This window comes from Ruegeria sp. CDSA089 (assembly GCF_059612205.1).
Window position 1 is genome coordinate 207,505 of record NZ_JBXWQD010000005.1, and the last position, 23,609, is coordinate 231,113.

Below are 23,609 nucleotides of genomic sequence, written 5' to 3' on the forward strand. Positions count from 1 at the left end.
CATCAGGAGAAGACAATGGAAACCATCTACAGCGATCTGACCCAACTGGGCGGGAAAACCGAACTGCCGACCTCGCCTGAGACTGCAGAACTAGAGCGCGTGCAGAACCCGCAGGCCGATATCGACTATTGCGTGCGGTTCACCGCGCCGGAGTTCACCTCGCTCTGTCCGATGACCGGGCAGCCGGATTTCGCGCATCTGGTGATCGACTATGTGCCCGGCGACTGGTTGGTGGAATCGAAATCGCTCAAGCTGTTTCTGGGCGCGTTCCGCAATCACGGCGCGTTTCACGAAGATTGCACCGTGTCCATCGCGCGCCGTCTGGTCGATTTCCTTGACCCGCGCTGGCTGCGGATCGGCGGGTACTGGTATCCGCGGGGCGGTATGCCGATTGATGTTTTCTGGCAGACGGGGGCTATGCCTGAACATGTCTGGATCCCCGATCAGGGCGTGCCGCCCTATCGTGGGCGCGGCTGACACCGCTCGCGTGGTTGCGCGAAAACCTGACCCGAAAAAGCCTTGAGTAATCGTGTGACTCTGCCGATAGTTGATCCAGATATCGGTATAAGGGCATTTGGGTGTGAGGTATTTCAGTTGGTCGCGGGTGCTCGTGCTGGTTGTGCTTGCACTTGTGTCCGCGCAATCCGTTTTTGCCAGTGACAGTTTTCTGGACCCGCAGGGGCCGATTGCGGCCGTGCAGAAGACTCATCTGCTGCGCGCAACGGCCCTGATCCTGATTGCAGTGATCCCGGTGTTGGTGCTGGTACCTCTGATCGCCTATCGCTACCGCCGTCGCCCCGACACCTCTGCCGCTTACCGGCCCAAATGGGATTTCTCTGGTCCGCTGGAATTTGCCATGTGGGGGGTGCCGGTGCTGATCGTGGCCATCCTGTCTTTCTATTTGTGGAAGGCGACGCACCGGATTGATCCCTATGCCGCGCCGTTTGGAGATCAGCCTGCCGTGAACGTTCAAGTTGTGGGGCTCGACTGGAAATGGCTGTTCATCTACCCCGATCATGGCATCGCCAGCGTCGGAGAATTCGGCATACCCGTGAACCAGCAGGTGGCCCTGACCTTGACGACCGATACGGTCATGCAATCCTTCATGATCCCGGCGCTGGCAGGGCAGATTTACGCGATGCCCGGCATGACAACCAAATTGCATCTGGTGGCCGACACCCCCCGGACCATGCAGGGCGAAAACACCCAATATAACGGCCGTGGGTTCACCAAGCAGAAATTCGTGACGCAAGCGATGCAACCGGGCGATTTTGAGGCCTGGGTCAACAGCGTCCGCACCCATGGCATTCCGCTGACCGATGAGACCTATCAAACATTGGCCATGCGCTCCGACCGCGATGAGGTACAGGCCGCGTTGGGTACGCCGCTCATGCCGCTCAACGCGCTGTATTTCACGCTTGAGGAGGGGGATTTGTTCCACTCGATCCTGCACCGATATCACGGTGGGCAACCGCTACCGACAGATCAGCAACCCGGAACTGCAACCTATGGGCAGGAGGCTGCGCAATGACGTCGGAAGCAGGGGGGCTTATCGGGCGCCTAAGCTGGGATGCGTTCCCGATCGTAGGTCTGATCCAGACGCCGAACGCCAATGAGATCGTGGCCAATGCCGCCGCCGCCGTTGTTCTGGTCGGGGTGGTTGTCGTTGTAGGGCTGCTGACATGGTTCCGCCTGTGGGGGTCCTTGTGGCGTGATTGGCTGACCAGTGCGGATCACAAGAAAATCGGTATCATGTACATCGTCTTTGCGATCGTCATGCTGGCGCGTGGAGTGCTGGAAGGCGTCGTTATGCGCGCCCAGCAGGCTGCGGGGCCGGGGGACGGCTTCCTTGAAGCCGAACATTTCGCCGAGCTTTTCAGCACCCATGGCACGATCATGGTGTTCTTTGTGGCGGTGCCCTTTGTGTTTGGGGTCGCGAACTTTCTGATCCCCCTGATGATCGGCGCGCGTGATGTTGCCTTTCCGGTCATGAACCAGATCGGCTTGGGCCTGACGGTTTCTGCCGGGATGATGTTGATGGTTTCGCTGGTGGTGGGCGCGTTCTCGACCGGAGGGTGGACGGCCTATCCGCCCTATACCGGCGCCGCGTTCAACCCGGGGGTCGGGCCGGATTACTGGATTTGGGCGATTGTCGTATCGGGGATCGGCACCACCCTGACAGGAATCAACTTTGCGGTGACGATCTACAAGCTGCGGGCGCCGGGTATGACCTTCATGCGGCTGCCAATGTATTGCTGGACGATCATTTGCAGCTCGATCCTGATCATCTTTGCAATGCCGCCTTTGGGTGTGGCCGCCTTGATGTTGGCGGCTGACCGGTATCTGGATTTCCACTTTTTCACCAATGACCTTGGCGGCAACATGATGAACTACGCCAATCTTTTCTGGTTGTTCGGCCACCCCGAGGTCTATCTGCTGGTTCTGCCCGCCTACGGGATCTATTCCGAGATTTTCGCCACCTTCTCGGCCAAACGGCTATACGGGTACAACTCGCTGGTCATTGCGACCATGTCGATTGCGATTATGTCCTTTACGGTCTGGCTGCACCATTTCTTTACCATGGGGCAAAGCGCGCTGATCAATGCGGTTTTCGGCATCGCCACAATGCTGATCGCCATCCCGACCGGCGTGAAAGTCTATGACTGGATGGCGACGCTGTTTCGCGGGCGCATCCGGTTTTCGGTGCCGATGCTCTATGGTCTGGCGTTCCTGATGCTCTTTGTGATCGGAGGGCTGTCGGGTGTCATTCTTGCCAATCCGACCATCGACTATCAGGTGCACAATACTCTGTTCTTGGTGGCGCATTTCCACAATGTGCTACTGCCGGGGGTGCTGTTCGGGCTGTTGGCCGGGTATAACTATTGGTTCCCCAAGGCCTTCGGATTTCGCCTGAACGAAACATGGGGCCGGATTTCGGTGGCCCTGTGGACGGTCGGGTTCATGCTGACCTTCCTGCCGCTTTATTTCGTGGGGCTGATGGGGATGCCGCGCCGGTCGTTCAGTTGGGAAGACCCCAGCTTTCACCCTTATATGATCGTGGCTGCACTGGGCTCGCTGGTCATTCTGGCCGCACTTCTGTCGGTTGTCGCGCAGTTGTGGGTCAGTATCAAACAGCGTGAAACCACACGCGTTCCTGTCGGGGACCCATGGGACGCGCGCACGTTGGAATGGTCCATCCCGGCCCCGCCGCCGCCCTATAATTTCGCCGTTATCCCGCAGGTGACAGACCGTGACGACTTTGCCGAAACGAAAGAGCGCGGCGCGGCCTATCCAACGCCGGATGCCTACGAGGATATCCTGCTGCCGCGCAACACAAGCATCGGTTTCATCCTCTGCGTGCTCAGCGGGGTGTGGATGTTCGCACTTGTCTGGTGGATCTGGTGGCTGGCGGCGCTGACTACCGGTCTGATGCTCGTGTCCTTCATCGCCTGGACGTTCAGAACCGATACCGAAGAAGTTATCTCAGCCGAACAGGTGCGCAAGGAACACGAGGCCTGGCTGGATCTGGTCCGCGCAGCGACCCCCGTTGACCGCGATCACGAATATGCGTCGGAAAATCGCGGTCTCGCTCGCCCCGATCTGGAGGTGGCGGCATGAAACGCGCGCCCACTCACAGCTATCCGGGCCTGAATCTTGGTCGCCGCCACCCCGGCGCGGACAAGGCCAGTGAGGTCGTCTCGTTCGGGTTCTGGGTCTTTCTGATGAGCGATCTGGTTTATTTCGGCCTGATGTTCGCCATCTACATCACCATGATCGACGCTCAGGCCGGTGGCCCCGGTCCGCATGAGCTGTTCGATCTGACCAGTATTTTCGCCCAGACGCTGATCCTGCTGACCAGCAGCCTGACGGTCGGGCTGGCAATGCTGGCGCTGAAATACAACCTGCCCCGATCCCGCATCGTGATGTGGTTCGGGATAACGCTGGTCCTTGGCCTCAGCTTTCTGGTGCTGGAACTGCGCGACTTTATGGCCATGGCAGAGAAGGGCGGAGTACCCCAGCGCAGCGGCTTCCTGTCGGCATTCTACGGGTTAGTCCCGCTACACGGGCTGCATGTTGCGGCGGGGTGCCTGTGGTTGATCGTGCTGGGCATACAGCTGCGCGTCTTTGGCCTGACTGATGTGCTGATGTCCCGCGTTGTGCGTCTGGCGCTGTTCTGGCACTTTCTCGACCTGATCTGGATCGGCATCATCACTATCGTCTACTTCGGAGGGCTGACCTATGGATAACCTCACCGAGATGCACCGGCGCGAACGCAGACGCTATGTTGTCGGTTACGGCGGTTCATTGGTGCTGACGCTGATCGTTTTCATCATTGCCTATGTGTTCGGCATTAAAACCACGGGCGTCTACCTGACGATTGGTCTGTTGGGCCTGGCCCAACTGATCGTGCAACTGGTGTATTTCCTGCATATTGATCGCCGCCGCAGCAGCCGCGAGGATTTGGACCTCGTGCTGTTTTCAACGCTTGTCCTGTTGATCATCATCGTGGGCACGGTCTGGATCATGGGCAATCTGTCGGTGCGGATGCATACCTATCCGATGTAGCCCGCGGGGGCCGCGATCAGTCACTGCGTCAGCCACATTCCCAGTACTACCGCCCCCCAGCACAGGGCAAGGCTGAACGCGATGTTGCCAGCGGCCAACACAAGGGTGCGTTCTCGTTTCAGGTCCAGCGTTTGATAGGCAAAGCTAGAAAACGTGGTGAAGCCGCCGCAGAATCCGAATACCAGTCGCCGCGCCTCCTCCCCCATCTCGACTGGCCCGCCGAGAACCCCTATCCAAAGCCCCAGCAACAGGCTGCCCAGCACGTTCACAAACAGCGTTGCAATCGGCAGATCGTGCCGCAGCCGCAAGGCGATCCAATGGCGCAGAACCGCTCCCAACCCTCCGCCGAGGCCAAAGATGGCGTGCAGATAGGCTTCGGTCATCTGGCCCCCTTCACGCCGTGAACGCGCCGCCCGACTGCCTCACCCAACAGGGCTGCGGCAAGGCCTAAGACAATCTCGGACGTGGCAGCATAGACCGCGCCCCATGGGCTAGTTGAGGCGATCGCGGCCAGATCGGCCACGAAAGAGGAAAAGGTGGACAGCCCGCCGCAAAACCCCACAGCTCCCAGATGCAATACATGCGCATGAACCCGGCGCCGGATGGAATAGAGCCAGCCTAGGACGAAACAGGCAAGAACATTGATCCCGAAGGTCGTCGTTACGGCCAAGATACTGGGCAGCGGGACCGACAACCCTTCACGCAGCAGCGAACCTGCCGCGCCGCCGACAAAAACGGCAAGGAACATGCGCCCAATGTTGGGTTGAAGTTTGCTATCAGTCACAGACCCTGCCCAGTTCTTTGTGCCTTTCGGCATACCCACTGGCTGGGGACGGATCAACCATCGACCGCCACTATCACGAATCCGCTGGAACAGGTGACAAATGGCATAAACGCTTGCAACAAAAGATCGAATTGCCCAACTTCCGATGTAACGCAGGCCAGTTCAGGAGAGCCCCAATGATAGTCCGCCGACTCTATTACTTTCTAAGCTGTGTTTGCCTGCCGCTGACCCTGATCCTTGGGTTTGTCTGGTCTCCGATCCATTGGCTGTTGATCTTGCTGATCCCCTACGCAGTGATCGGTCTGTACGACATACTGACGACGAAGCACAATGTTCTGAACAATTACCCGGTGCTTGGGCATTTTCGCTATATGCTGGAGTTTGTCAGCCCCGAAATCCGCCAGTATTTCGTAGAAACGAACGAAAGTGGCCGCCCCTATAACCGAATTGTTCGCGGGTTGGTCTATTCCCGCGCGAAAGGTCAGGTGGACACGCAGGCTTTTGGGACGCAGTACGATATCAATTCCGTGGGTTATCACCGCACCAATCACTCACTCGCCCCCAAACATGTGGACGAAAGCGAAGAGCGCGTTTTGCTTGGCGGTCCGCAATGCTCCCAGCCTTACAATGCTTCGCGCCTGAACGTGTCGGCGATGAGCTTTGGCGCGCTTAGTGCAAATGCGATCAGGGCTCTGAACGGCGGTGCCAAGGATGGAGGATTTGCTCATAACACTGGCGAGGGCGGTTTGTCTCCGCATCATCTGGCCGAGGGTGGGGATATCATCTGGCAGATCGGAACCGGCTATTTTGGATGCCGCTCAGCGGATGGCGGGTTCGACAACGACAAATTCGCCGAAAAGGCCAAAAAGGACGTTGTAAAGGCAATTGAGATCAAACTGTCGCAGGGGGCCAAGCCCTCGCATGGGGGGGTGTTGCCTGCCGCCAAGGTTGATGAGGAGATTGCTGAAATTCGTGGCGTTCCGGTGCACCAGGACGTCATTTCGCCCCCCACGCACTCCGCCTTTGAGGGTCCGACCGGATTGATGCAGTTCGTTAAGCATCTGCGTGAGATGTCGGGTGGTAAGCCGGTTGGCTTCAAGCTATGCATCGGTCGCCCGTCGGAATTCATGGCAATCTGCAAAGCGATGCTTGAGACAGGCATTCTGCCGGATTTCATCACTATTGACGGGTCCGAAGGGGGCACTGGCGCGGCTCCGGTCGAGTTCACCAACCGTCTGGGCATGCCTCTGAACGAGGCATTGATCTTTGTGAACAATTGCCTGCGTGGCGCAGGGTTACGCGACAAGATCCGGGTGATTTGTTCGGGCAAAGTGGCCACCGGTTATGACATGATCGAGAAATTCGCGCTTGGTGCGGATATGTGTAACGCGGCAAGGGCGATGATGTTTGCCATTGGCTGTATTCAAGCGCTGCATTGCAACACCAACCGTTGCCCATCCGGCGTCGCCACGCAGGATCCGATCCGGGGACGTGCGGTGAACGTACCGCAAAAACGCCAGCGGGTACATCGCTATCACGACGCCACTCTGGAAAGCTTCCGCGAAATTCTGGGGGCCATGGGCAAAGAGAAAGTGTCCGAACTGAATCCGGCGGATATCCGGCGTCGTACAGCGGATGAGCGAGAGCACTCATATGCAGAACTCTACGATATCGTGGATGAGGGCGCGTTCCTGGGCGATGCCGTCCCGGACGAGTTTGCGGCCGATTGGAAAATCGCCTCGGCCCAGCATTTCTGATTTTTTTCACAAGCGCGCCAAGGATTGACCTTTTCCATCCGTCTTACTCATCGTGATGCGTATGGAAACATCGGATGAGGATCTGGCCCGGGCGGCGGCAAAAGGCGACGCGGACGCGTTCGCTTCTCTTTTGCGGCGCCACTATGACCGGATTTTCCGGCTGTGTTTCCGGCTGACCGGGCGGGCGGATCAGGCCGAGGACCTGACGCAGGATATCTGCGCCGCGCTACCTTTGAAGGTTCAGGCCTTTCAGGCGCGGGCCAAGTTCACCACATGGCTGTATCGTGTGGTGGTGAATGCGGCAGAGGATGCGCGTCGCCGCGCCACTTCTCACAGTCGCGCCGCAGCAGGGTGGGGCGACGTCGAACAGATGCGCCGGGCCGAAGCGACCGAGGCCGCCGAGGCCGTGGATTGGTTGCAAAGGGCAATGCGCAGCCTGCCGCAGGATTTGCAGGAGACGCTTGCCCTGACCCTTGAGGAAGAGATGACCCACGCGCAGGCAGCTGAGGTTCTGGGCGTGTCTGAAGGGACGGTCTCGTGGCGTATGTCGGACATCCGAAAGCGCTTGCGGGCCATGCGGCAAGAGGAATTGGACCAATGACCGACGATCTTGACCATCTCAAATCGCTGATGGATGCGGCAACACCCGCCCCCGACAGCGCACGCCGGGCGAATAATCTGGACCGGGCACGAAAATCTTTTGCGCGCGCCCAAGGATCTCGCGTCGGCGCACGTCCCACTGTCAAGCGTGGCCCAGTAGCCCGCCTGACAGAAGGAGCGATTTTCATGCTGAATTCCCTGACTAACCGTGGCGTTTTGACCGCTACAACAGCCCTTGGGGCTATCGCATTGGTACTTATTGTCCCGCAGATGCAAACTGGACCGCTGCGCGTGACGGACCAGATCGAAAGCCGGGTTGTTGAACCGGCACCCATCCCTCAGCCGTTGCCACAAGCCGAGGAGCAATTTGCCGACGCTATCGCCGCTGCCCCGCAGGCGCTGAGCAAGCGCGCGGAAGGTGCAAGCAGTGAGCCGACGGTTCGCCTCGGTCGGGACAATGTCGCCGATGTTGCCCGGATCGCCCCGGCGGCACCCGACGTCGTAGTTGCATCAACTCCGAACGCAGAAGCCTTCGCAAACGCCGATAGCAATCCACTGAAAGTCACGGCCGAGGACCCAGTTTCCACCTTCTCGATCGACGTCGACACGGCATCCTATGCGATTGTCCGGTCCTCATTGTTGAATGGACAGATGCCACCAAAAGACGCGGTGCGGGTGGAAGAGATGGTGAATTACTTCCCCTACGCCTATCCGGCGCCCGATGGTGAGGCTCCGTTTCGTCCGACGATCACGGTCAGCCCGACGCCTTGGAACGCGGGAACGCAGCTTGTGCATATCGGTATTCAGGGCGCGCTGCCCCAGATTGCCGAACGTCCGCCGCTGAACCTTGTGTTTTTGATCGACAGTTCAGGCTCGATGCAGGATGCAAACAAGCTGCCGCTGCTTAAACAGTCTTTCCGGCTGTTGCTGTCGGAACTTGGGCCTGAAGATCAGGTCTCAATCGTGACCTATGCGGGCAATACAGGGCAGGTGCTGGAACCGACCCGGGCCACCGAGCGGAGTAAGATTTTGGCGGCGCTAGATAAGCTCGAGGCTGGAGGCGGAACCGCCGGACAAGCCGGGTTGCAACAGGCCTATCAGGTGGCCGAGGAGATTGCGTCGGATGGCGAGGTGACGCGGGTCATTCTGGCAACAGACGGTGATTTCAATGTGGGGCTGTCGGATCCGGACGCTTTGAAGGACTTCATCGCTCGAAAACGCGACAGCGGAACTTATCTAAGCGTTTTGGGCTTTGGACGCGGCAATCTGGATGATGCCACGATGCAGGCTTTAGCGCAGAACGGGAACGGGCAGGCGGCCTATATCGACACGTTGGGCGAGGCGCGTAAAGTGCTGGTCGATCAATTGACCGGCGTGCTGTTTCCGATTGCCAACGACGTCAAAATTCAGGTCGAGTTCAACCCCGCGCAAATCGCCGAATATCGCCTGATTGGCTATGAGACGCGGGCACTTCAGCGTCAGGACTTTGACAATGATGCAATCGATGCAGGCGATATCGGGGCAGGGCACAGTGTGACTGCGATTTACGAAGTCACACCTGTCGGCTCCGACGCGATCCGCAATGGTCCCTTGCGCTATGGCGCGTCTCAGGTGGTCGCGGATGCGGGCGAGGAAATAGGATATTTCAAACTGCGCTACAAGCTGCCCGGATCAGACCACAGCCAGTTGATCGAAAACCCTATTCGTTTCGACCAGGGCGTTGTGCCGGACGATGTCGCGTTTTCCCACGCGATTGCGGGATACGCCCAGGCGCTGCGGGGCGGTGAATATCTGGGCAATTGGTCTTATCCGCAAGCCATCGATATGGCAACGGCGGCACGGGGGGACGATCCGTTTGGATACAGGGCCGAGGCAATCATGTTGATGCGCCTGGCCCAGTCCTTGGCCGATTAGAACGACCTTGGGTTATTGGTCGAGTGTGTGTGTATTCTTCGAACGCTCCACTCGACCGCGTCGCGCATGGTTTTGCCCAGGGCGATATCGAAAGCGTTGACCAGATCCGGGGTTTGTTCACTTTCTGCGATCACGGCTTCCTGAAACGAACCCGACGCTATGATCTTGTCTTCGAACTCGTCGATTATCTTGATGTTCATGCGCACTTCTATGCGAATCGTCGACTCGCCATCGGTGCCGCTGACGACTATGCCCTGAAACTCGCGCAGATCGGGGACGATGACATAATCTGCTCGAAGGCCAACAGTGGACCGTCCAACCGCGGCCACTTTGCCGCTGTTTTCATAGCTTTCAACCATTAGCGCCTGCACGATCAGGGGGGCTCGGTCGACCCACCGCGCGCGGGACAGGTACTGTACTTGCAGATGCGAAGGCTGGATCGCAATCTGATCCGTATTGACCGCCGCCGTTGCGGTCGGCTCTTCTACAACGATCTGTTTCTGTACGCGTGGCAGCGACGATGAAAATGTGCTTTTAGGCGTCAGCAGATACAGGTCGTTGGGCTTTGACGCCTGTTGCAACGTACCCAGCCCGGTGCATCCAGCCAGAACCACTGCCGCCAGAACGAAAGGAAGAAACCTGATCATTGGCGAAACTCCGATGCTTGAGTGCCCAGCAGGAACCGCGCGGGGTCACGTTCAACCTTGTCGACCAGCCGATCCAGAGTGACCACCAAACGTTGGGATTGCTCGATGAACCGGGTGAATTGGGGCAGGCCAACGCGCATGAAATCCGAAATCTGACGGCGATTTTCCTGGACGATTCCGTCAATCGTTCCCAGCAGGTTCGAGGCCGATTCCGACGCGCTGAGGATATCCTCGGAAATCTCGTCCAGCCTGTCGGTGACGCTGGTGACAGTGGTTGCCACCTGATTGGCGGCGTTGCGGATGTCGGCCATGACAGCGCCCACGTCTTCGTTGATCACGCGATTGGCTGAATCAAAGGCGCTCTCGGCTGATGTCAGTGTGCCTTTTGCTGTGTCCATTGCACCGGTGATAGAGCCGAGTGTTTCGTTGGCATTCAGGAAGGTTTCCGTGGCAGTCGCAAGCGCCACGCTGCCTTCATCTGACAGGCCGGACAGATTTTCTGCCAGAGATGAGGCGCGGTCAATAAACGGCCTCAGATCCTGCTGGATAACCTGGTCTGCGGTCTCAAAAGTCGTCTTGGCGCTATCCAGCGCGGCGGCAGCGGATTCAGAGGCCGTCTTGACGCTATTCAGTGTATCGGTTCCGGTGGTCAGAGTGGTCTCGGCCGTATCGGCGAGCTGATCCAGACGTTTGGAGAAGTCCGAAATCTCTCGGGCTGCGCCGCCCAGATCGGCCGAGAGGGATTCGAAATCTGACAGGGTCTTGTCCAGCCGCCCGGTGGCCGAGGCGACGTTGGCCAGAATATCGGAAACGGCCTGTCGGTTTTTTTCGTCTACAACCTCGTTGATGTCTTCAAGCAGGGTGATGGCTTTCTCCATCAACAAAGGCGCGCCTTCGAAGAGGGACTGAATGGCGCTGCGTTTGCTTTGGATCAGGCTGTTCTGCGGTAGGCGTTCTGCGGTTGACGATCCACCGGTCAGTTCCACGAAACTAACGCCGGTCACCCCAAGCGATTGTAATTGCGCAATAGTTTCGGATGTCACCGGGATTTCCGCGTCCACCTCAAGACGGACTCGTACTTTCGAAGGATCGTCCTCATCCAGCTCCAGCGAAATGACCTGTCCGACGGGCAACCCGTTATAGCTGACCCCACCGGCGGCGGAGAGGCCCGAGACATTGTCGAACAGCACCTCATAATACGCGTATTGGCGCGAGATTTCGAATTTGGCGAGCCAAAGGAAGAACCCGAACGCACCAAGAATGCCCGCAAGCGTGAAGGCACCGATCAGGATATAATTTGCTCGGGTCTCCATTGCCTTTACCTGCCTAGCCCTTTTTCTTGTGCCGCGCGTGCCCTTGGGCCGGTGAAATATTCTTGCACCCAAGGATGATCGACTTTGGTCATTTCTTCAATCGGACCTTCAACCAGGACGCGTTTTTCTGCAAGTACGGCAATCCGGTCACAGATGGCATAAAGGCTGTCCAGATCATGAGTTACCATGAAAACGGTCAGCCCAAGCGCGTGTTGCAACTCGCCGATCAGATCGTCATAGGCGGCGGCCCCGATCGGGTCCAAACCGGCGGTGGGTTCGTCCAGAAATACAATCTCGGGGTCCAGCGCCAGCGCACGTGCAAGGGCGGCGCGTTTACGCATCCCTCCGGATAATTCGGACGGAAACTTGCCGCAGCTAAATTGTGGCAGGCCGACAAGGCTGATCTTGAGGTTTCCTAATGCGCACATCAGGCTTTCACTAAGGCCCGTGTGTTCGCGAAGCGGCGCCATGATGTTTTGCAACACGGTCAGAGAGGAAAACAGCGCGCCATCCTGAAACGCAACGCCCCAGCGCTGTTCAATCCGGCGGCGTTCCTGTTCGGGGCCGTTCACAACATCGACGCCCAGAACCTCGATACTGCCAGCGGCCGGTTTGTTTAGCCCGACGATCGTGCGCAGCAGAACGGATTTCCCGGTGCCTGATCCGCCAACGATGCCCAGAACTTCACCGCGCCAGACATCTAAATCCAGATTTTGATGCACGATCTGAGGGCCGAATTGGTTGGTCAGGTTGCGCACGCGGATAACAGCTTCGCGCTGTGTGTCCGTCTTTTGGCTGTGCTGCGGCAAAGTCCCGTCCATGTCAGACACCCATCACCGAAAAGAAGATGGAAAACAAGGCGTCCAACGCGATCACCATAAAAATGGATTGAACCACAGACGCCGTTGTACGCTGCCCAACGCTTTGGGCCGAGCCCTTGACCTGTAACGCCTGCCAGCAGGCAATCACCCCGATCACAAGCGCAAAGAACGGGGCCTTGATCATGCCGATGGCAAATTGCCAGATGCCGGTGTTTTCCTTCAGACGCGTGGCGAACATGCCGGGGCTGACGCCCAGATCGATCCAGCTCATCAATCCGCCGCCGATCAGGGCCGCCATATTGGCAATGAACCCCAGAATGGGCAGCATGACCAGCAATGCCATGACGCGGGGTATGACCAGAACTTCGATCGGATCCAGGCCGAGGGTCCTCATCGCGTCAATCTCTTCTTGCACTTTCATCGACCCGATCGAGGCCGTAAAGGCCGAGCCAGAGCGGCCCGCCACGATGATGGCCGTGAGCAAAATGCCCAGTTCCCGAAGGACCGAGATCGAGATCAACTCGACCACGAAGATCTCGGCTCCGAATTGCTTCAGCTGGGTTGCGCCCTGAAACGCCAGAACCACCCCGATCAGAAAGCCCATCAGCGCGACAATCGGAATGGCGCGAAAGCCGGTTTCCTCCATTTGCGACACAAGCGCGGCGCCGCGCAGTCGTCGCGGCATCATTAGGGTGCGCATCAACCGGTGCAGGGTCATCCCAAGGAATTCCAGCATCGACAGCGTGTCTTTCCACCCTCCTGCAGTCCGTTTGCCCAGACTTTCGACCCAATCCGCGAAACTGCGACTAGTGTCTTCTGTTTCTGGATCCTCGGGGATGTTGCGTGTGACCGTCTCGATCAGGTCGGAATACGCGGGCAATGCCCCTTGAAACCGCACCTCTGCCCCGGCCAGTTTCGCCCTGTGCGCAAGGTCTGCAACCACCCAAGCCCCACTGGTGTCCAGCGCCTGGATTCCAGACAGATCAATGATCAGATTGCTATCGTCAGGCTTATACGCAGCAAAGCTCTGTTCGACGCTACTGAGTGTCTGAGTCAGCAAGTCTCCGGACACCCGAAGGTAAACGCCGTCGGCGCTTGTTTCCGAATTCAGGCTAGGTCGCGTCATGGCTGTATGTGATGTAAAACAGTGTGGGGCTGCAATGTAATTTTTTGGGAAGAAGCAATTTTGTCCCTGCATCATGTCGTGAATGCGACAAGCCCCAAAGCCTGACTCCGCATGGTCTATACCTATTGCTCAATTCACCTGTTCAGGACAGTGTGGCCGCAGGTTAAATTCGGGTTTGAGAGAATTGACATGCCGCAGTCGGGGAATGTCCTTTTCATCGTTATTGATCAGCTTCGGGCAGATTGTCTGAGCGGCGCTCTGGCGGATTGTATCGAACTGCCGACCCTCAGGGCGTTGATAGCTGATGCCGTCCGCTTTGACCGCCATTTTTCAGTCACCAATCCCTGCGGGCCGTCACGGGCATCTATCCTGACCGGGCAATATGCGATGAACCACCGGTCTGTGCGCAACGGAACGCCGCTGCGGCATGACACGCCCAGCATCGCATCGGAAATGCGAAAGGCGGGGTATCGCCCAATGTTGTTCGGCTATACCGATACTTCGGCGGACCCAAGGGCCTATGATGCGTCAGACCCGATCCTCAAATCTTATGAGCATCCGATGCCGGGATTTGACGAAGTGCTGGAGATGCGGTTGGAGGAATCCTATCCTTGGCGCGCCCATCTGATGCAAAAGGGCTATGCGTTTCAGGACTATTGGGATCTTCACAAGCCAACCGCGCCCGACGGTGGCGCGCCAAGGCTGAACGATCCCGCACCTTACCGGGCCGAGGACAGCGACACAGCCTTTCTGACGGACAGCTTCCTGAACCATATGGCGCCGATGGCCGGTCAGGGCTGGTTTACGCATTTGACCTATATCCGGCCGCATCCGCCGCTGGTGGCCCCGTCGCCCTATAACGACATGTATGATCCCGCCGCGTTGCCTTTGCCGATCCGGCACGCAGACGAGGCGCAAGATCGCGCCATGCACCCATTCTTTGAGCCGACCATAGATCGCCATAGCGCAGGTGACGTTGTGTTGGGGTTCGATGAAGTCGAACCGAGTGATCAGAATATTCAGACATTGCGGTCCGTCTATCTGGGCCTGACCACAGAGGTCGATCACCATATTGGGCGAGTTATCCAGTTTTTGAAAGACAGTGGCCAGTATGAGCAGACGCTTATCGTAGTGACCGCAGACCATGGCGAGATGCTGGGCGATCATCATAGCTGGGGTAAAATGACGGTATTTGACGCCGCCTATCACACGCCACTGATCATTCGGGTGCCGGGCAATCAGGCACAGGCCGGTCAGGTTGTGACCGTTCCGACCGAGTCCATTGATATCGCGCCCACCATCCTCGACTGGGTTGGCCGGACGCCGCCCAATGCGATGGACGGACGGTCATTGCTGCCCTTGCTGACGGGGGACGCGCCTGAAGATTGGCGCAATTGCACCTACAGCGAACTGGATTTCGGAGATCCGCAAGCAAAAACCCGATGGCAACAGCAGCTTGGAACCGGCCATAGCGACTCGAACCTGTCCATCCTGCGAGACGCGCGGTTTACTCTGGTCGAATTTGCCGCCGACCTGCCGCCCATTCTGTTCGATCACCAACAGTCCGGTGAAATGCAAAACGTAGCCAACGATCCGGCCTATGCGGCTGATTTGGCGCGATTGGGGCGGCAGATGCTACGTCACCGGATGCGCAATACGGATCATACGCTGTCCTTGCACTCCATCACCTCGGATGGACCGAAGGTGCAAACCCGCTATTGACGCGCACCGGCGCGAATGTCGCGCCTGTGCCCTCTACACCTGTGAAAGATCCGGTGCTACGCATATGTCGGGGAGGATGGGATTGGACTTAACCGACAAAAACATAAAGGCCATGACGACCGCAGGCCTAAACCTGATTGGTCAGGGGCTGTCGATCTATGACAGCCAGTTGCGGATGGTCGTCAGCAATCGTCCGTTTCAGGAAATGTTCGATTTGCCGGATCGCTTGGTCCAGCCAGGCGCGTTCTTTCATGACACGATCCGATATCTTGCCGAACTTGGCGAATATGGCGACGTAGCCGATGTCGATACAATCGTTGAACAGCGTGTCCAACAGGCGCTTGCGTTCGAACCCCACTATATGGAACGCGTGCGGGCCAATGGGCAGGTGATCTCGGTCGAGGGGGCACCGCTTCCTAAAGGTGGCTGGGTCGCCGTTTATACCGACATAACCAACACCAAACAGGCTGAGGCCCTGTTGCGTGCCCGATCCGAGGAATTGTCCGAACAACTTCTGGACCGGGCCGAAGAATTGACAGCAACAAACCGGAAACTGGCTGCGACGATCTCGGCGCTAGAGGAAGCCAAGCGACAGTTGACCGAGATCGAAGCCCGTACCCGGATGACGACAGAAATGATGCCAGCCCATATCGCGCATCTGGATTCTGAGGGACGCTATGACTACTCGAACCGCCGTCTGAGCACCGTACTGCCCGGCCGGCCGTCCGATATACTTGGGATGCATATTTCGCAAGCGTTGGGATCGGCCACATATCTCCGGGTCGAAGCGCATTTGCAAAATGCCTATTGCGGAGAACCTTCGGTTTTTGAGTTTAACGAGGATCAGGATTCTCGTCGCATTCGGGTCTCGTTCACGCCAGATGGCGAAGGAGGCGTCTATGTCATGTCGGTGGACATCACCGAAGAAACGCAGGCCAGAGTCGCACTGCAACAAACACGCCGTCGGGCGATGGCTGCGCAGATGACCAGCGGGCTGGCGCATGATTTCTCGAACCTGTTGACGATCATTCTGGGCATACAGTCGCGGCTGCAAAAGATGGATCTGCCCGAAAGCGCCCGAGAACTGGTGGCCGCCACGCAACAGACGGCGCGCCGAGGCGGCCAGCTTCTAAACCGCATCGCCGACATGACCGGCAGCAGAACGCCGCAGCCCAAGGCAACCGATATGCGAGGTTTGTTAGAGGATTTGCGTATCCTTGCCTCACCCTCTCTGCCACGCGGCGTGGGTCTTTCGGTGGTGAATACTCTGCCAGATGAGGCGCTGATGCTGGATCCGGGCATGGTGCAGGACGCATTGCTGAACCTGGTTCTGAATGCGCGCGATGCCTGTGGCGGCTCCGGGCAAGTGACGATCAGTGCACATACGATCGGGACGATCTGGATCGAAATTGCGGTGTCCGATACCGGCCCCGGTTTCTCGACCGAGGCGCTGGACAAGGCCCTGAACCCGTTCTTTACCACCAAGGGCGACAAAGGGTCGGGCCTGGGGCTGCCAATGGTCTATGACACGGTGAAATTGGCCGGCGGCGATCTGAGCCTGCGCAACACGCCGTCCGGTGCATCCGTCGTTCTGCGGCTGCCCTATCGTCCCGCGCCGCCGGTGCAGGAAGGGTTGGTCTTGTTGGTCGAAGACAGCGATGCCTTGCGCCAGGACTTTCGCGATATGCTGATTGATCTGGGGTTCACTGTGATCGAGGCCACCTCGGCCGACGAAGCGCTGGCTTTAACCAGTGACCTGAACGACATCGCGTTGGTTTTGTCAGATATTCGGCTTGAAGGGGATGCAACCGGTTTGGACTTGCTAACACGGATGCAGCCACGTTTACCAACAATCCTGATGACATCCCTGCCATATTCCGACCCGTTGCATCGCGAAGCTCTGACGCGCGCCCCTGTTCTGCGCAAACCCTTTACGCGGGCACAACTTTCCGCCCTTCTCCGATCCGAGGTTGCTTGATGACACAGCCATTGGTCACCATCGTCGATGACGAACCTGAAATCCGCCGCATCCTGACCGATGCCCTGGAAGATGCCGGGTTCCGGACTCAATGCTTCGCCCGAGCCCGTGAATTCGAGGCGTCGCTAAAACGCGCCACACCCGATGTCTGCCTTGTGGATCTGTCTCTGCCCGACACGGACGGCTTGGCGCTGGTGCACCGGTTGGCGTTGGAGCAAGGCGCGGCAGTCATCATCATTTCCGGCCGAGCGCAAGTTCAGGACCGCGTCACAGGTCTTGAATTGGGGGCCGATGACTATATCACCAAACCCTTTGATCCTGCCGAAGTTGTTGCGCGTATCCGCGCCCGATTGCGATCGCCGCGGGTACAGGCCGTGCAGTCGGATACGGCCCGCTTTAACGGCTGGTCGGCTTATTTCGATCGCTACATCCTTGAGAACGAGGATGGTGCGGAAACTTCGTTCAGCCATGCGGAAGGCGAAGTTCTACGACTATTTCTTGAAAGTCCTAAACGCTTGATCAGCCGCGCTCAGATGCAAGAGGCGCTGGGTGGGGGAGCCGGTGACAGTTTTGACAGGGCCATGGATGTTCGCATATCTCGGCTGCGGACGAAGCTGGGTGAAGACCCTAAAAACCCGCGTCTGATCAAGACGATTTATGGCGCAGGATATATTTTTCTGGGGGATGTTGAGTGGGCCTGATTGGACGGTCTCATAGTCGTCGAGACCCCGCTGCCCAGTTTGTACATGAGATGCAGAGGCTTTCAGACGGGACTATTCGCGAAACGCTTGGTCTTTGACTTTGACGACGGGACGCAAAACGTAGTCCAGCACGGTTTTCTTGCCCGACAAAATATCCACTTCTGCGATCATGCCTGGGATGATTTCCACTTCTACACCATTGGCATCCAAAATCGAGTGTTTGGTCTGAATTTCGACGACAAAAACCTCTTCGTCATTTCGCTCGGACCGGGTGATGGTGTTGGCTCCAATCCGCGTGATCTGGCCATCCAATGCACCATAACGGGCAAAGTCGTAGGCCGTAATCTTTACTTTGACCGGCTGCCCTGCGCGCAGAAAGGCGATATCTTCCGGTTTTACATAGGCTTCGACCAGCAAGCGATCGTCGAGAGGGATAATCTCGATCAACTCTTCTCCGCTTCTGGCCAGCCCTCCGATCGTAGTACGGTAGATCCGATTAACCACGCCGCGCATTGGGGATTTGACTTGGGCACGTTCGGCACGATCCTTAAGGGCCGGTAAAAGAGGTTGTAGGGTCGCAAGTTCTGCCGTGGTGATCGCCAAATCGGTCAATGCTGCGCTTCGAAACCGGCTTTGCGCTGCTAAAATCCGATCGTCAATTTCATCCAGCCCGGTTTTCAAGCGATGCGTGATCGCAACAGCCCGTGTAAGCCGCCCCTCCCATTCGGCCTCATTTCGTCGCAACGTCAGCAGTGTCGTCGCGGGTTCCATGCGCTGTTCGACCAATGGTGTCATGATGGCGCGTTCCTCTGCCAGGATTTGCAAGGTTTCGTCGGCAGTTACCTGATCAACCAAGCTTTCCTCGTATTCCCGGTGACGTTGTTGTCGTTGTCGCTCCAGGATCGCGATCTCAGATCTCAACTCGGATTGCCGGGCGTCAAATAGGGCCGCTTCCGATCTGACGACTTCCGGCGCGCCTTCGACCAGCCTTGGCGCAAATCGCAATTCGGTTTCGTTTATTTCCGCCTGCAACCGGTGGACTCTGGCCATCAAGCCAAAAGCCCTTTGTTGTTCCTGATTGAGTTGGCTGTCTATTTGCGTGGTGTCGAACTCCATCAACAAAGTGCCCTCATCCACGATTTGGCCTTCTTTGACGTGCAGCGATCGCAATACGCCGGATTCTGTGGCGTCGATGAGTTGAACATTGGCTGATGGAACGATGCGCCCGTCCACGCGTGTGACGTCGTCCAACTCAGTAAAATACGCCCAGAACCCTACTGTCAGCAGGCAAGCCAGAATTGCAAACAACAACACAGAACCGCGCCAAGGAGATTGCCCCCTTATTTCATTGGCCAATGATGCAAAGTCAGGATGCTGCGACATTCAGATGCCTCCCATTGGGGCGTGGCTGCCGTGTCAAAATCGATTTTGGCCCATCTGCGGCAACCTGTCCGTTTTCGATCACGATAATCCGGTCAACAAGCGCCAGAAGGCTGGTGCGATGGGTCACGATAATCATCGTGTCGCGTTTGGTAGCGCTATGCAGGCGCTTTATGACCTCAGCCTCGGTTTTCACATCCATCGCGCTCGTGGGTTCGTCCAGTAAAAGTACCGGAGGACGGCCAATCAAAGCCCGTGCCAAGGCAATGGCTTGGCGTTGCCCGCCGGACAATCCCTCGCCACGTTCGGCAAGAGGCTGGTCATAACCGCCAGGATGGTCGGCGATGAAATCTTCCACTCCGGCAACTTGCCCTGCGTCAATTAGGTCCTGATCTTGCGGCCTGATCGTGCCACTGGCAATGTTCTCACGGATCGTTCCCGAAAACAGCCATATGTCCTGAAGCACTGAACCAATGTTGCGCCGCAGGTCGCCTGGATCAATTTGTCGGATGTCTACACCATCCAGCATCACTGACCCTGCGCGGGGCTGGTAGAGACCCAGCAATAGCCGCGAGATAGTGCTTTTGCCCGACCCGATGGGGCCTAGAATTGCGACTTTTTCGCCAGCTTCAATTTCGAAGGACACATCGCTGAGGGTGTCACGGGTTTGACCAGGGTAAGAAAACGAGACGTTCTTAAATGCGATACGTCCTTCAATAGTGCCACGGGTGATCCATGTCCTCCCTTGGGGACGCTCGCTTTCTGCTTCCATCAGCGCGTTCAGATTGCGGTACGCGCTGCGCGCCTGATTTGCGCGTGTCAACGTTTGCGCGAGTTGCCCCATAGGAGCCAGAGCCCGACCGGTTAACATGACCGAGGCGACAAGGGCACCCATACTGGTCGCCCCTTCGGTGATCAGAAAGACACCATAGAACACGATCAAGACCTGGGCTGCTTGCTGAGTGAACCCTGTCAGGTTCAGAGCCAATTGAGTAATAGCTCGACTTTTTACACTGTGTGATGCCTGCCGTTCGACCGCACCTTCCCAACGGCAACGCATCTGATTGGCAGCGGCCGTCGTTTTGATGGTTTCAAGTCCCGAAACCGTTTCGACCAAAACGGATTGTTTGGATTGCCCTCCGGAAAAGCTTTGTTCGGCCAACCGGGACAAAAACGGTTGCACGGCCAGCCCCGAAAGCAACACGATTGGCACTGCCATGGCCGGTATTATGGCAAGAGGGCCACCAACAAGGTGGATGGCGAATACGAACAAAGCGACAAAAGGCAGATCAACGACAGCAACCAAGGTTGCCGAGGTGAAAAACTCGCGCAGCGTTTCAAACTCGCGAACTGTGCTGGCCATAGCGCCCGTCGATCCGGTTCTGGATTTCATCTGAATGTTGAGAAGGTGGTCGAAAATGCGTCGTCCCATCATCCTGTCCGATTTTTGACCTGCTCGGTCGATAAACCCGGCGCGCAACAGTTTCAGGACGAAGTCGAATACCAGTGCTAGACCGACACCAAGGGTCAATGCGATCAGCGATTCAGTTGCTTCATTGGGTAGCACTCGATCATAGACCACCATGATAAAGACAGATGTGGAAAGCCCGAGCAAATTTGCCACCGCAGCCGCAAGCGCAACTTGCGCGTAGGACCAGCGGTTTGAATCAATGGCCGACCAAAACCAATGACCGGTCTCGGGTCTGAATGTCCTGTTGTGATCTTCGTTGTGCACGCGCCGAAACAATATCGCGTAGCCAGTGTAGATCGTTGCCAACTTAGCCCCTTCGATCTCGGTTATTTCGTTTCCCATCTTTGGGTCAAAAATCAGGAGATCGCCGTTTTCCGAAAAACCGTGAAAGACGACGGCGTGTTGATCTGTCAGAAGTAAAATTGCGGGCGTAAAACTACTGTCCAAATCCCCGAGCGCCCAACGCCCATAACCGGCTTGCAACCCAGCATTCTGAGCCACCTCGAGCAGGTCGTGAATGGTCAGCCCGTCGCCGTCTCCGGTTAGTGCGGCATTCAATGCAGCGCTTGTAAGTGGACGATCGAGATGAGCTGCAACATGCAAAAAACACGTTTCAAGCCCAGACGTTTTGGACGGCCCAATCAGAATTTGTTTTTGTGTCATTGTCTTGCCCCCTGGGTCACGACCTCAAGGCCGAGAAGGTCCAAAATGTCACCTGTCAAACTGAGCGCAGCATAGTTCGTCAAAAAGAAATTCTGATCTGCCAGGATCAGCCTTTCCTGAGCGTTTACATAGTCACGTTGGGCGTCGAGAATTTCGATGAGACTACGCCGACCTATGGTGAATTGCGCCCGCGCTGCCTCCACGCTGTCTTCGTTTGCCTTCGCGGCGATCTTGGCAGCTTGCAGTCGCTTGGCGCCGGCTTGCTGGTCAGAGCGAATAAAGTCAAGCTCGCGCCGGATATCTCGTATCAGCGTCTCGCGCGCGAATTCGGCTTCGCTTACTCTGGCTTCAGCGGCAGAAATCGAAGCGCGGCGCTGGCCGGTGCTATCCAGCTCATAGTTCACGGACAGGTCAATTCCGAAATCTGTATCATCGTCATCGTCGCGGTCTGCAAAGGCAGCCAATTCAACGCCCGGACGACGGCGTGCCAAAGCCGCTGTCAAATCTGCCTTAGCGGCCAATAAGGCCGCGTCTGCTCGTCTGACCTGAGGGCTGTTCACTACAATTTCCGTGTCTGTTCGCGTCAGCTTCGGCGCCTTTGCCGGCTTCGATAGATCCCCGGCCTGTTGGCCGAAGATGTCGCGGAATTGCGCTTCGGCACGGTCGATTCTGGCGCGTGCATCTGCGAGGCGTGTCTGCGCATCCGCCATTCGAGATCGCGCCGCCATGACATCCGCCGTTGATCCGGCACCAAGAGAGGACCTTTCAGTGATCTGGTGCAGGATATCTTCGTGAACTTCGACGTTTCGAACTGAAATGTCGAAAATCTCACGACGGCTGAGAACCGAAACGTATGCTTCGATTGCTGCAAGAGCTATTGCGGACCCTGTTTGCAGTTGGTCTCCCCTGCTTTCAAGGACGCGCGCTTTTGCTGCGGTTAGCTCACTGGAGGCGACCCCGCCATCATAGACGAGTTGGGAAATACGAACGTAGGGCGTGAAATTCGCAAGGTCGGAATCGGATCGTTGCGATCGAGCGCTGAGACCGAGATTTACTTGGGGAAGAAAAGCTCCACGTGCCGCTTCTTCGGTTGCGGTAGCTCTTTTATAGCGGCTTTCACCTTCCGCAAGGCTCGGGTTGTTCTCGACCGCCTGCTTAACGCGTTGCCCAAAAGACGTTCGAAGCAGGGTCAGTGAAGGAGCAGTGGCCCCGCGACCGACTGCGCCAGCGGAAAGAGACGAGTCGACATACGATAAATCCGGTCCGAAAGCGCAAGCGGTAAGCCAGCCTGAGAGGATGAAGTAAAGGACCAGTCTTCTAGGGGATAGCCGCATTTAATAACTACCGTTTTGTTGAATTTCGTTCCATTGGGCGAGGGCCATTGCGCCGAGGAAACCCGATAGATCTGAATTTTCGGTGTACGAGGTTTGGACTTGACAAGTTGTCAGATTTCGCTCGGCGCTTGCCAGCCAAGCGCAATGAGATAACGACACTTGATGGGCGTGAACCAGCCGCAGCGTTCCATCATTGATCAGCGCCAATTTGTCTTTGTCGGTCAGGGCCGCCAGCTTTCCAGAATCTACGATAAGAATACCTTCGGGAAATTCGATTCCTTCGTGCATTCCGGCGGATTGCAGCAAGTCAAACGTATCCAATTTATTGCAAATCGCTGCGGTTTTCTGTTTGTTTTGAGCCCGCATTTTTAAGAAGCCAAAGACCTGGCGCAGTTCAGGCGTTAGATCACCGCTGGCATTGAAGAAGGGTTCTCCTTCCTGACCTACAAACCCCAGTGACTCGTCGACCAAAAGCCCCTCTGCGTTCAAGTCCTGCTTGGCTGGATCTTGACTGGCGCGCCAGCGAAAAGGAGGACAGCGCAAATCGGATGGAACATAGCCTGCCAACCATCGCCCATCATCTGAGACGAAAGGGGTGCGGGCGCCGCTTAGACTCAGCAAAGCAAAGGGGTGAATTTCAGTGCCCGCGCGCCGAAACACGATCGGAAAAGCCGCCGCAACCTGACGAATCTCTTTCTCGACGATCGGACATTCCGTGAGGTTTTGCGCAAAGCGAAAAGAGGTAAAACGTTTCCAGTATTTTCCTTGGTACCTCGAAAACGTCAGTGGAAACTGACCGTTCTGTGCCATATTCACCTCATGCGGATATAAG

21 protein-coding genes are annotated in these 23,609 nt (G+C 57.1%); 11 read left to right on the forward strand and 10 right to left on the reverse strand.

The window, feature by feature from the left end; all coding sequences use genetic code 11:
• Window positions 1-15 precede the first annotated feature (15 nt).
• The 5 genes from queF to AC2FJ6_RS13780 all read left to right on the forward strand — a co-directional run bounded on the left by queF (window position 16) and on the right by AC2FJ6_RS13780 (window position 4,566).
• Window positions 16-477, forward strand: coding sequence for a preQ(1) synthase (gene queF, locus AC2FJ6_RS13760; RefSeq protein WP_170773336.1), 462 nt, complete (start codon window positions 16-18; stop codon window positions 475-477).
• A 103-nt stretch (window positions 478-580) separates the two neighbouring features.
• Window positions 581-1,531: a cytochrome ubiquinol oxidase subunit II gene (locus AC2FJ6_RS13765; RefSeq protein WP_331252118.1), complete on the forward strand. Its 951-nt coding sequence runs from the start codon at window positions 581-583 to the stop codon at window positions 1,529-1,531.
• Window positions 1,528-3,618 carry a cbb3-type cytochrome c oxidase subunit I gene (locus AC2FJ6_RS13770; RefSeq protein WP_170773339.1) on the forward strand — a complete coding sequence of 697 codons (2,091 nt, stop codon included), beginning with the start codon at window positions 1,528-1,530 and terminating at the stop codon, window positions 3,616-3,618. Before AC2FJ6_RS13765 ends, AC2FJ6_RS13770 begins: the two co-directional genes overlap by 4 nt.
• On the forward strand, window positions 3,615-4,247 hold the full coding sequence (locus AC2FJ6_RS13775; protein ID WP_170773341.1) for a cytochrome c oxidase subunit 3: 633 nt from the start codon (window positions 3,615-3,617) through the stop codon (window positions 4,245-4,247). Before AC2FJ6_RS13770 ends, AC2FJ6_RS13775 begins: the two co-directional genes overlap by 4 nt.
• A complete protein-coding gene (locus AC2FJ6_RS13780) occupies window positions 4,240-4,566 on the forward strand; it encodes a cytochrome o ubiquinol oxidase subunit IV (RefSeq protein ID WP_237217442.1) in 327 nt (108 codons plus the stop codon). The genes AC2FJ6_RS13775 and AC2FJ6_RS13780 overlap by 8 nt, the downstream gene beginning before the upstream one ends.
• 20 nt (window positions 4,567-4,586) lie before the next feature.
• On the opposite strand, the gene AC2FJ6_RS13785 is transcribed toward AC2FJ6_RS13780, so the two are convergent.
• Together AC2FJ6_RS13785 and AC2FJ6_RS13790 are read right to left on the reverse strand one after the other, a co-directional pair.
• Window positions 4,587-4,949 (reverse strand): fluoride efflux transporter FluC, encoded by a 363-nt coding sequence (locus tag AC2FJ6_RS13785; RefSeq protein WP_170773343.1) that lies wholly within the window; start codon window positions 4,947-4,949, stop codon window positions 4,587-4,589.
• Entirely contained in the window at window positions 4,946-5,350 is a 405-nt protein-coding gene (locus AC2FJ6_RS13790) for a fluoride efflux transporter FluC (RefSeq protein ID WP_480876863.1), read from the reverse strand. Before AC2FJ6_RS13790 ends, AC2FJ6_RS13785 begins: the two co-directional genes overlap by 4 nt.
• 176 nt (window positions 5,351-5,526) lie before the next feature.
• Between AC2FJ6_RS13790 and AC2FJ6_RS13795 the strand changes: the two genes are divergently transcribed.
• From AC2FJ6_RS13795 to AC2FJ6_RS13805, 3 genes are all read left to right on the forward strand, one after another.
• A complete protein-coding gene (locus tag AC2FJ6_RS13795) occupies window positions 5,527-7,107 on the forward strand; it encodes an FMN-binding glutamate synthase family protein (RefSeq protein ID WP_496669336.1) in 1,581 nt (526 codons plus the stop codon).
• A 61-nt stretch (window positions 7,108-7,168) separates the two neighbouring features.
• A complete protein-coding gene (locus tag AC2FJ6_RS13800) occupies window positions 7,169-7,708 on the forward strand; it encodes an RNA polymerase sigma factor (protein ID WP_170773347.1) in 540 nt (179 codons plus the stop codon).
• Window positions 7,705-9,621, forward strand: a complete 1,917-nt coding sequence (locus AC2FJ6_RS13805) for a vWA domain-containing protein (RefSeq protein WP_496669338.1) — start codon at window positions 7,705-7,707, stop codon at window positions 9,619-9,621. The genes AC2FJ6_RS13800 and AC2FJ6_RS13805 overlap by 4 nt, the downstream gene beginning before the upstream one ends.
• Here the strand turns inward: AC2FJ6_RS13805 and AC2FJ6_RS13810 are convergent.
• Genes AC2FJ6_RS13810 through AC2FJ6_RS13825 form a run of 4 tightly spaced genes read right to left on the reverse strand, consistent with a single transcriptional unit; the run spans window position 9,618 to window position 13,528 of the window.
• Window positions 9,618-10,268, reverse strand: a complete 651-nt coding sequence (locus tag AC2FJ6_RS13810) for an ABC-type transport auxiliary lipoprotein family protein (RefSeq protein WP_170773350.1) — start codon at window positions 10,266-10,268, stop codon at window positions 9,618-9,620. The genes AC2FJ6_RS13805 and AC2FJ6_RS13810 overlap by 4 nt on opposite strands.
• Entirely contained in the window at window positions 10,265-11,581 is a 1,317-nt protein-coding gene (locus AC2FJ6_RS13815) for an MlaD family protein (protein ID WP_170773352.1), read from the reverse strand. The genes AC2FJ6_RS13810 and AC2FJ6_RS13815 overlap by 4 nt, the downstream gene beginning before the upstream one ends.
• A 5-nt stretch (window positions 11,582-11,586) precedes the next feature.
• A complete protein-coding gene (locus AC2FJ6_RS13820) occupies window positions 11,587-12,402 on the reverse strand; it encodes an ABC transporter ATP-binding protein (protein ID WP_170773353.1) in 816 nt (271 codons plus the stop codon).
• A gap of 1 nt (window position 12,403) precedes the next feature.
• Window positions 12,404-13,528, reverse strand: a complete 1,125-nt coding sequence (locus AC2FJ6_RS13825) for an MlaE family lipid ABC transporter permease subunit (RefSeq protein WP_496669340.1) — start codon at window positions 13,526-13,528, stop codon at window positions 12,404-12,406.
• A gap of 189 nt (window positions 13,529-13,717) precedes the next feature.
• Here AC2FJ6_RS13825 and AC2FJ6_RS13830 point away from each other — a divergent pair, with 189 nt between their 5' ends.
• From AC2FJ6_RS13830 to AC2FJ6_RS13840, 3 genes are all read left to right on the forward strand, one after another.
• Complete coding sequence (locus AC2FJ6_RS13830) at window positions 13,718-15,250, forward strand: alkaline phosphatase family protein (protein ID WP_496669342.1); 1,533 nt, start codon at window positions 13,718-13,720, stop codon at window positions 15,248-15,250.
• Window positions 15,251-15,362: 112 nt separating this feature from the next.
• Entirely contained in the window at window positions 15,363-17,228 is a 1,866-nt protein-coding gene (locus AC2FJ6_RS13835) for a PAS-domain containing protein (RefSeq protein WP_237217444.1), read from the forward strand.
• The gene (locus AC2FJ6_RS13840) at window positions 17,228-17,929 is read left to right on the forward strand and encodes a response regulator transcription factor (protein ID WP_170773357.1); all 702 of its coding nucleotides are present in this window, start codon (window positions 17,228-17,230) and stop codon (window positions 17,927-17,929) included. Before AC2FJ6_RS13835 ends, AC2FJ6_RS13840 begins: the two co-directional genes overlap by 1 nt.
• Before the next feature lie 72 nt (window positions 17,930-18,001).
• Here AC2FJ6_RS13840 and AC2FJ6_RS13845 read toward each other — a convergent pair whose 3' ends face one another.
• Genes AC2FJ6_RS13845 through AC2FJ6_RS13860 form a run of 4 tightly spaced genes read right to left on the reverse strand, consistent with a single transcriptional unit; the run spans window position 18,002 to window position 23,587 of the window.
• Window positions 18,002-19,312 (reverse strand): HlyD family type I secretion periplasmic adaptor subunit, encoded by a 1,311-nt coding sequence (locus AC2FJ6_RS13845; RefSeq protein WP_170773358.1) that lies wholly within the window; start codon window positions 19,310-19,312, stop codon window positions 18,002-18,004.
• Window positions 19,296-21,443 (reverse strand): type I secretion system permease/ATPase, encoded by a 2,148-nt coding sequence (locus AC2FJ6_RS13850; protein ID WP_170773359.1) that lies wholly within the window; start codon window positions 21,441-21,443, stop codon window positions 19,296-19,298. The genes AC2FJ6_RS13845 and AC2FJ6_RS13850 overlap by 17 nt, the downstream gene beginning before the upstream one ends.
• Complete coding sequence (locus AC2FJ6_RS13855) at window positions 21,440-22,777, reverse strand: TolC family protein (protein ID WP_170773360.1); 1,338 nt, start codon at window positions 22,775-22,777, stop codon at window positions 21,440-21,442. Before AC2FJ6_RS13855 ends, AC2FJ6_RS13850 begins: the two co-directional genes overlap by 4 nt.
• Complete coding sequence (locus tag AC2FJ6_RS13860) at window positions 22,778-23,587, reverse strand: SapC family protein (protein WP_170773361.1); 810 nt, start codon at window positions 23,585-23,587, stop codon at window positions 22,778-22,780.
• Window positions 23,588-23,609: the final 22 nt, after the last annotated feature.

Coding starts and splice junctions, on each gene's coding strand:
- AC2FJ6_RS13775 (WP_170773341.1), top strand. CDS start 3,615: ATGAAACGCGCGCCCACTCACAGCTATCCGGGCCTGAATCTTGGTCGC.
- AC2FJ6_RS13810 (WP_170773350.1), bottom strand. CDS start 10,268: ATGATCAGGTTTCTTCCTTTCGTTCTGGCGGCAGTGGTTCTGGCTGGA.
- AC2FJ6_RS13830 (WP_496669342.1), top strand. CDS start 13,718: ATGCCGCAGTCGGGGAATGTCCTTTTCATCGTTATTGATCAGCTTCGG.
- AC2FJ6_RS13795 (WP_496669336.1), top strand. CDS start 5,527: ATGATAGTCCGCCGACTCTATTACTTTCTAAGCTGTGTTTGCCTGCCG.
- AC2FJ6_RS13770 (WP_170773339.1), top strand. CDS start 1,528: ATGACGTCGGAAGCAGGGGGGCTTATCGGGCGCCTAAGCTGGGATGCG.
- AC2FJ6_RS13850 (WP_170773359.1), bottom strand. CDS start 21,443: ATGACACAAAAACAAATTCTGATTGGGCCGTCCAAAACGTCTGGGCTT.
- AC2FJ6_RS13835 (WP_237217444.1), top strand. CDS start 15,363: ATGACGACCGCAGGCCTAAACCTGATTGGTCAGGGGCTGTCGATCTAT.
- AC2FJ6_RS13825 (WP_496669340.1), bottom strand. CDS start 13,528: ATGACGCGACCTAGCCTGAATTCGGAAACAAGCGCCGACGGCGTTTAC.
- AC2FJ6_RS13800 (WP_170773347.1), top strand. CDS start 7,169: ATGGAAACATCGGATGAGGATCTGGCCCGGGCGGCGGCAAAAGGCGAC.
- AC2FJ6_RS13785 (WP_170773343.1), bottom strand. CDS start 4,949: ATGACCGAAGCCTATCTGCACGCCATCTTTGGCCTCGGCGGAGGGTTG.
- AC2FJ6_RS13780 (WP_237217442.1), top strand. CDS start 4,240: ATGGATAACCTCACCGAGATGCACCGGCGCGAACGCAGACGCTATGTT.
- queF (WP_170773336.1), top strand. CDS start 16: ATGGAAACCATCTACAGCGATCTGACCCAACTGGGCGGGAAAACCGAA.
- AC2FJ6_RS13855 (WP_170773360.1), bottom strand. CDS start 22,777: ATGCGGCTATCCCCTAGAAGACTGGTCCTTTACTTCATCCTCTCAGGC.
- AC2FJ6_RS13820 (WP_170773353.1), bottom strand. CDS start 12,402: ATGGACGGGACTTTGCCGCAGCACAGCCAAAAGACGGACACACAGCGC.
- AC2FJ6_RS13805 (WP_496669338.1), top strand. CDS start 7,705: ATGACCGACGATCTTGACCATCTCAAATCGCTGATGGATGCGGCAACA.
- AC2FJ6_RS13860 (WP_170773361.1), bottom strand. CDS start 23,587: ATGGCACAGAACGGTCAGTTTCCACTGACGTTTTCGAGGTACCAAGGA.
- AC2FJ6_RS13815 (WP_170773352.1), bottom strand. CDS start 11,581: ATGGAGACCCGAGCAAATTATATCCTGATCGGTGCCTTCACGCTTGCG.
- AC2FJ6_RS13840 (WP_170773357.1), top strand. CDS start 17,228: ATGACACAGCCATTGGTCACCATCGTCGATGACGAACCTGAAATCCGC.
- AC2FJ6_RS13845 (WP_170773358.1), bottom strand. CDS start 19,312: ATGTCGCAGCATCCTGACTTTGCATCATTGGCCAATGAAATAAGGGGG.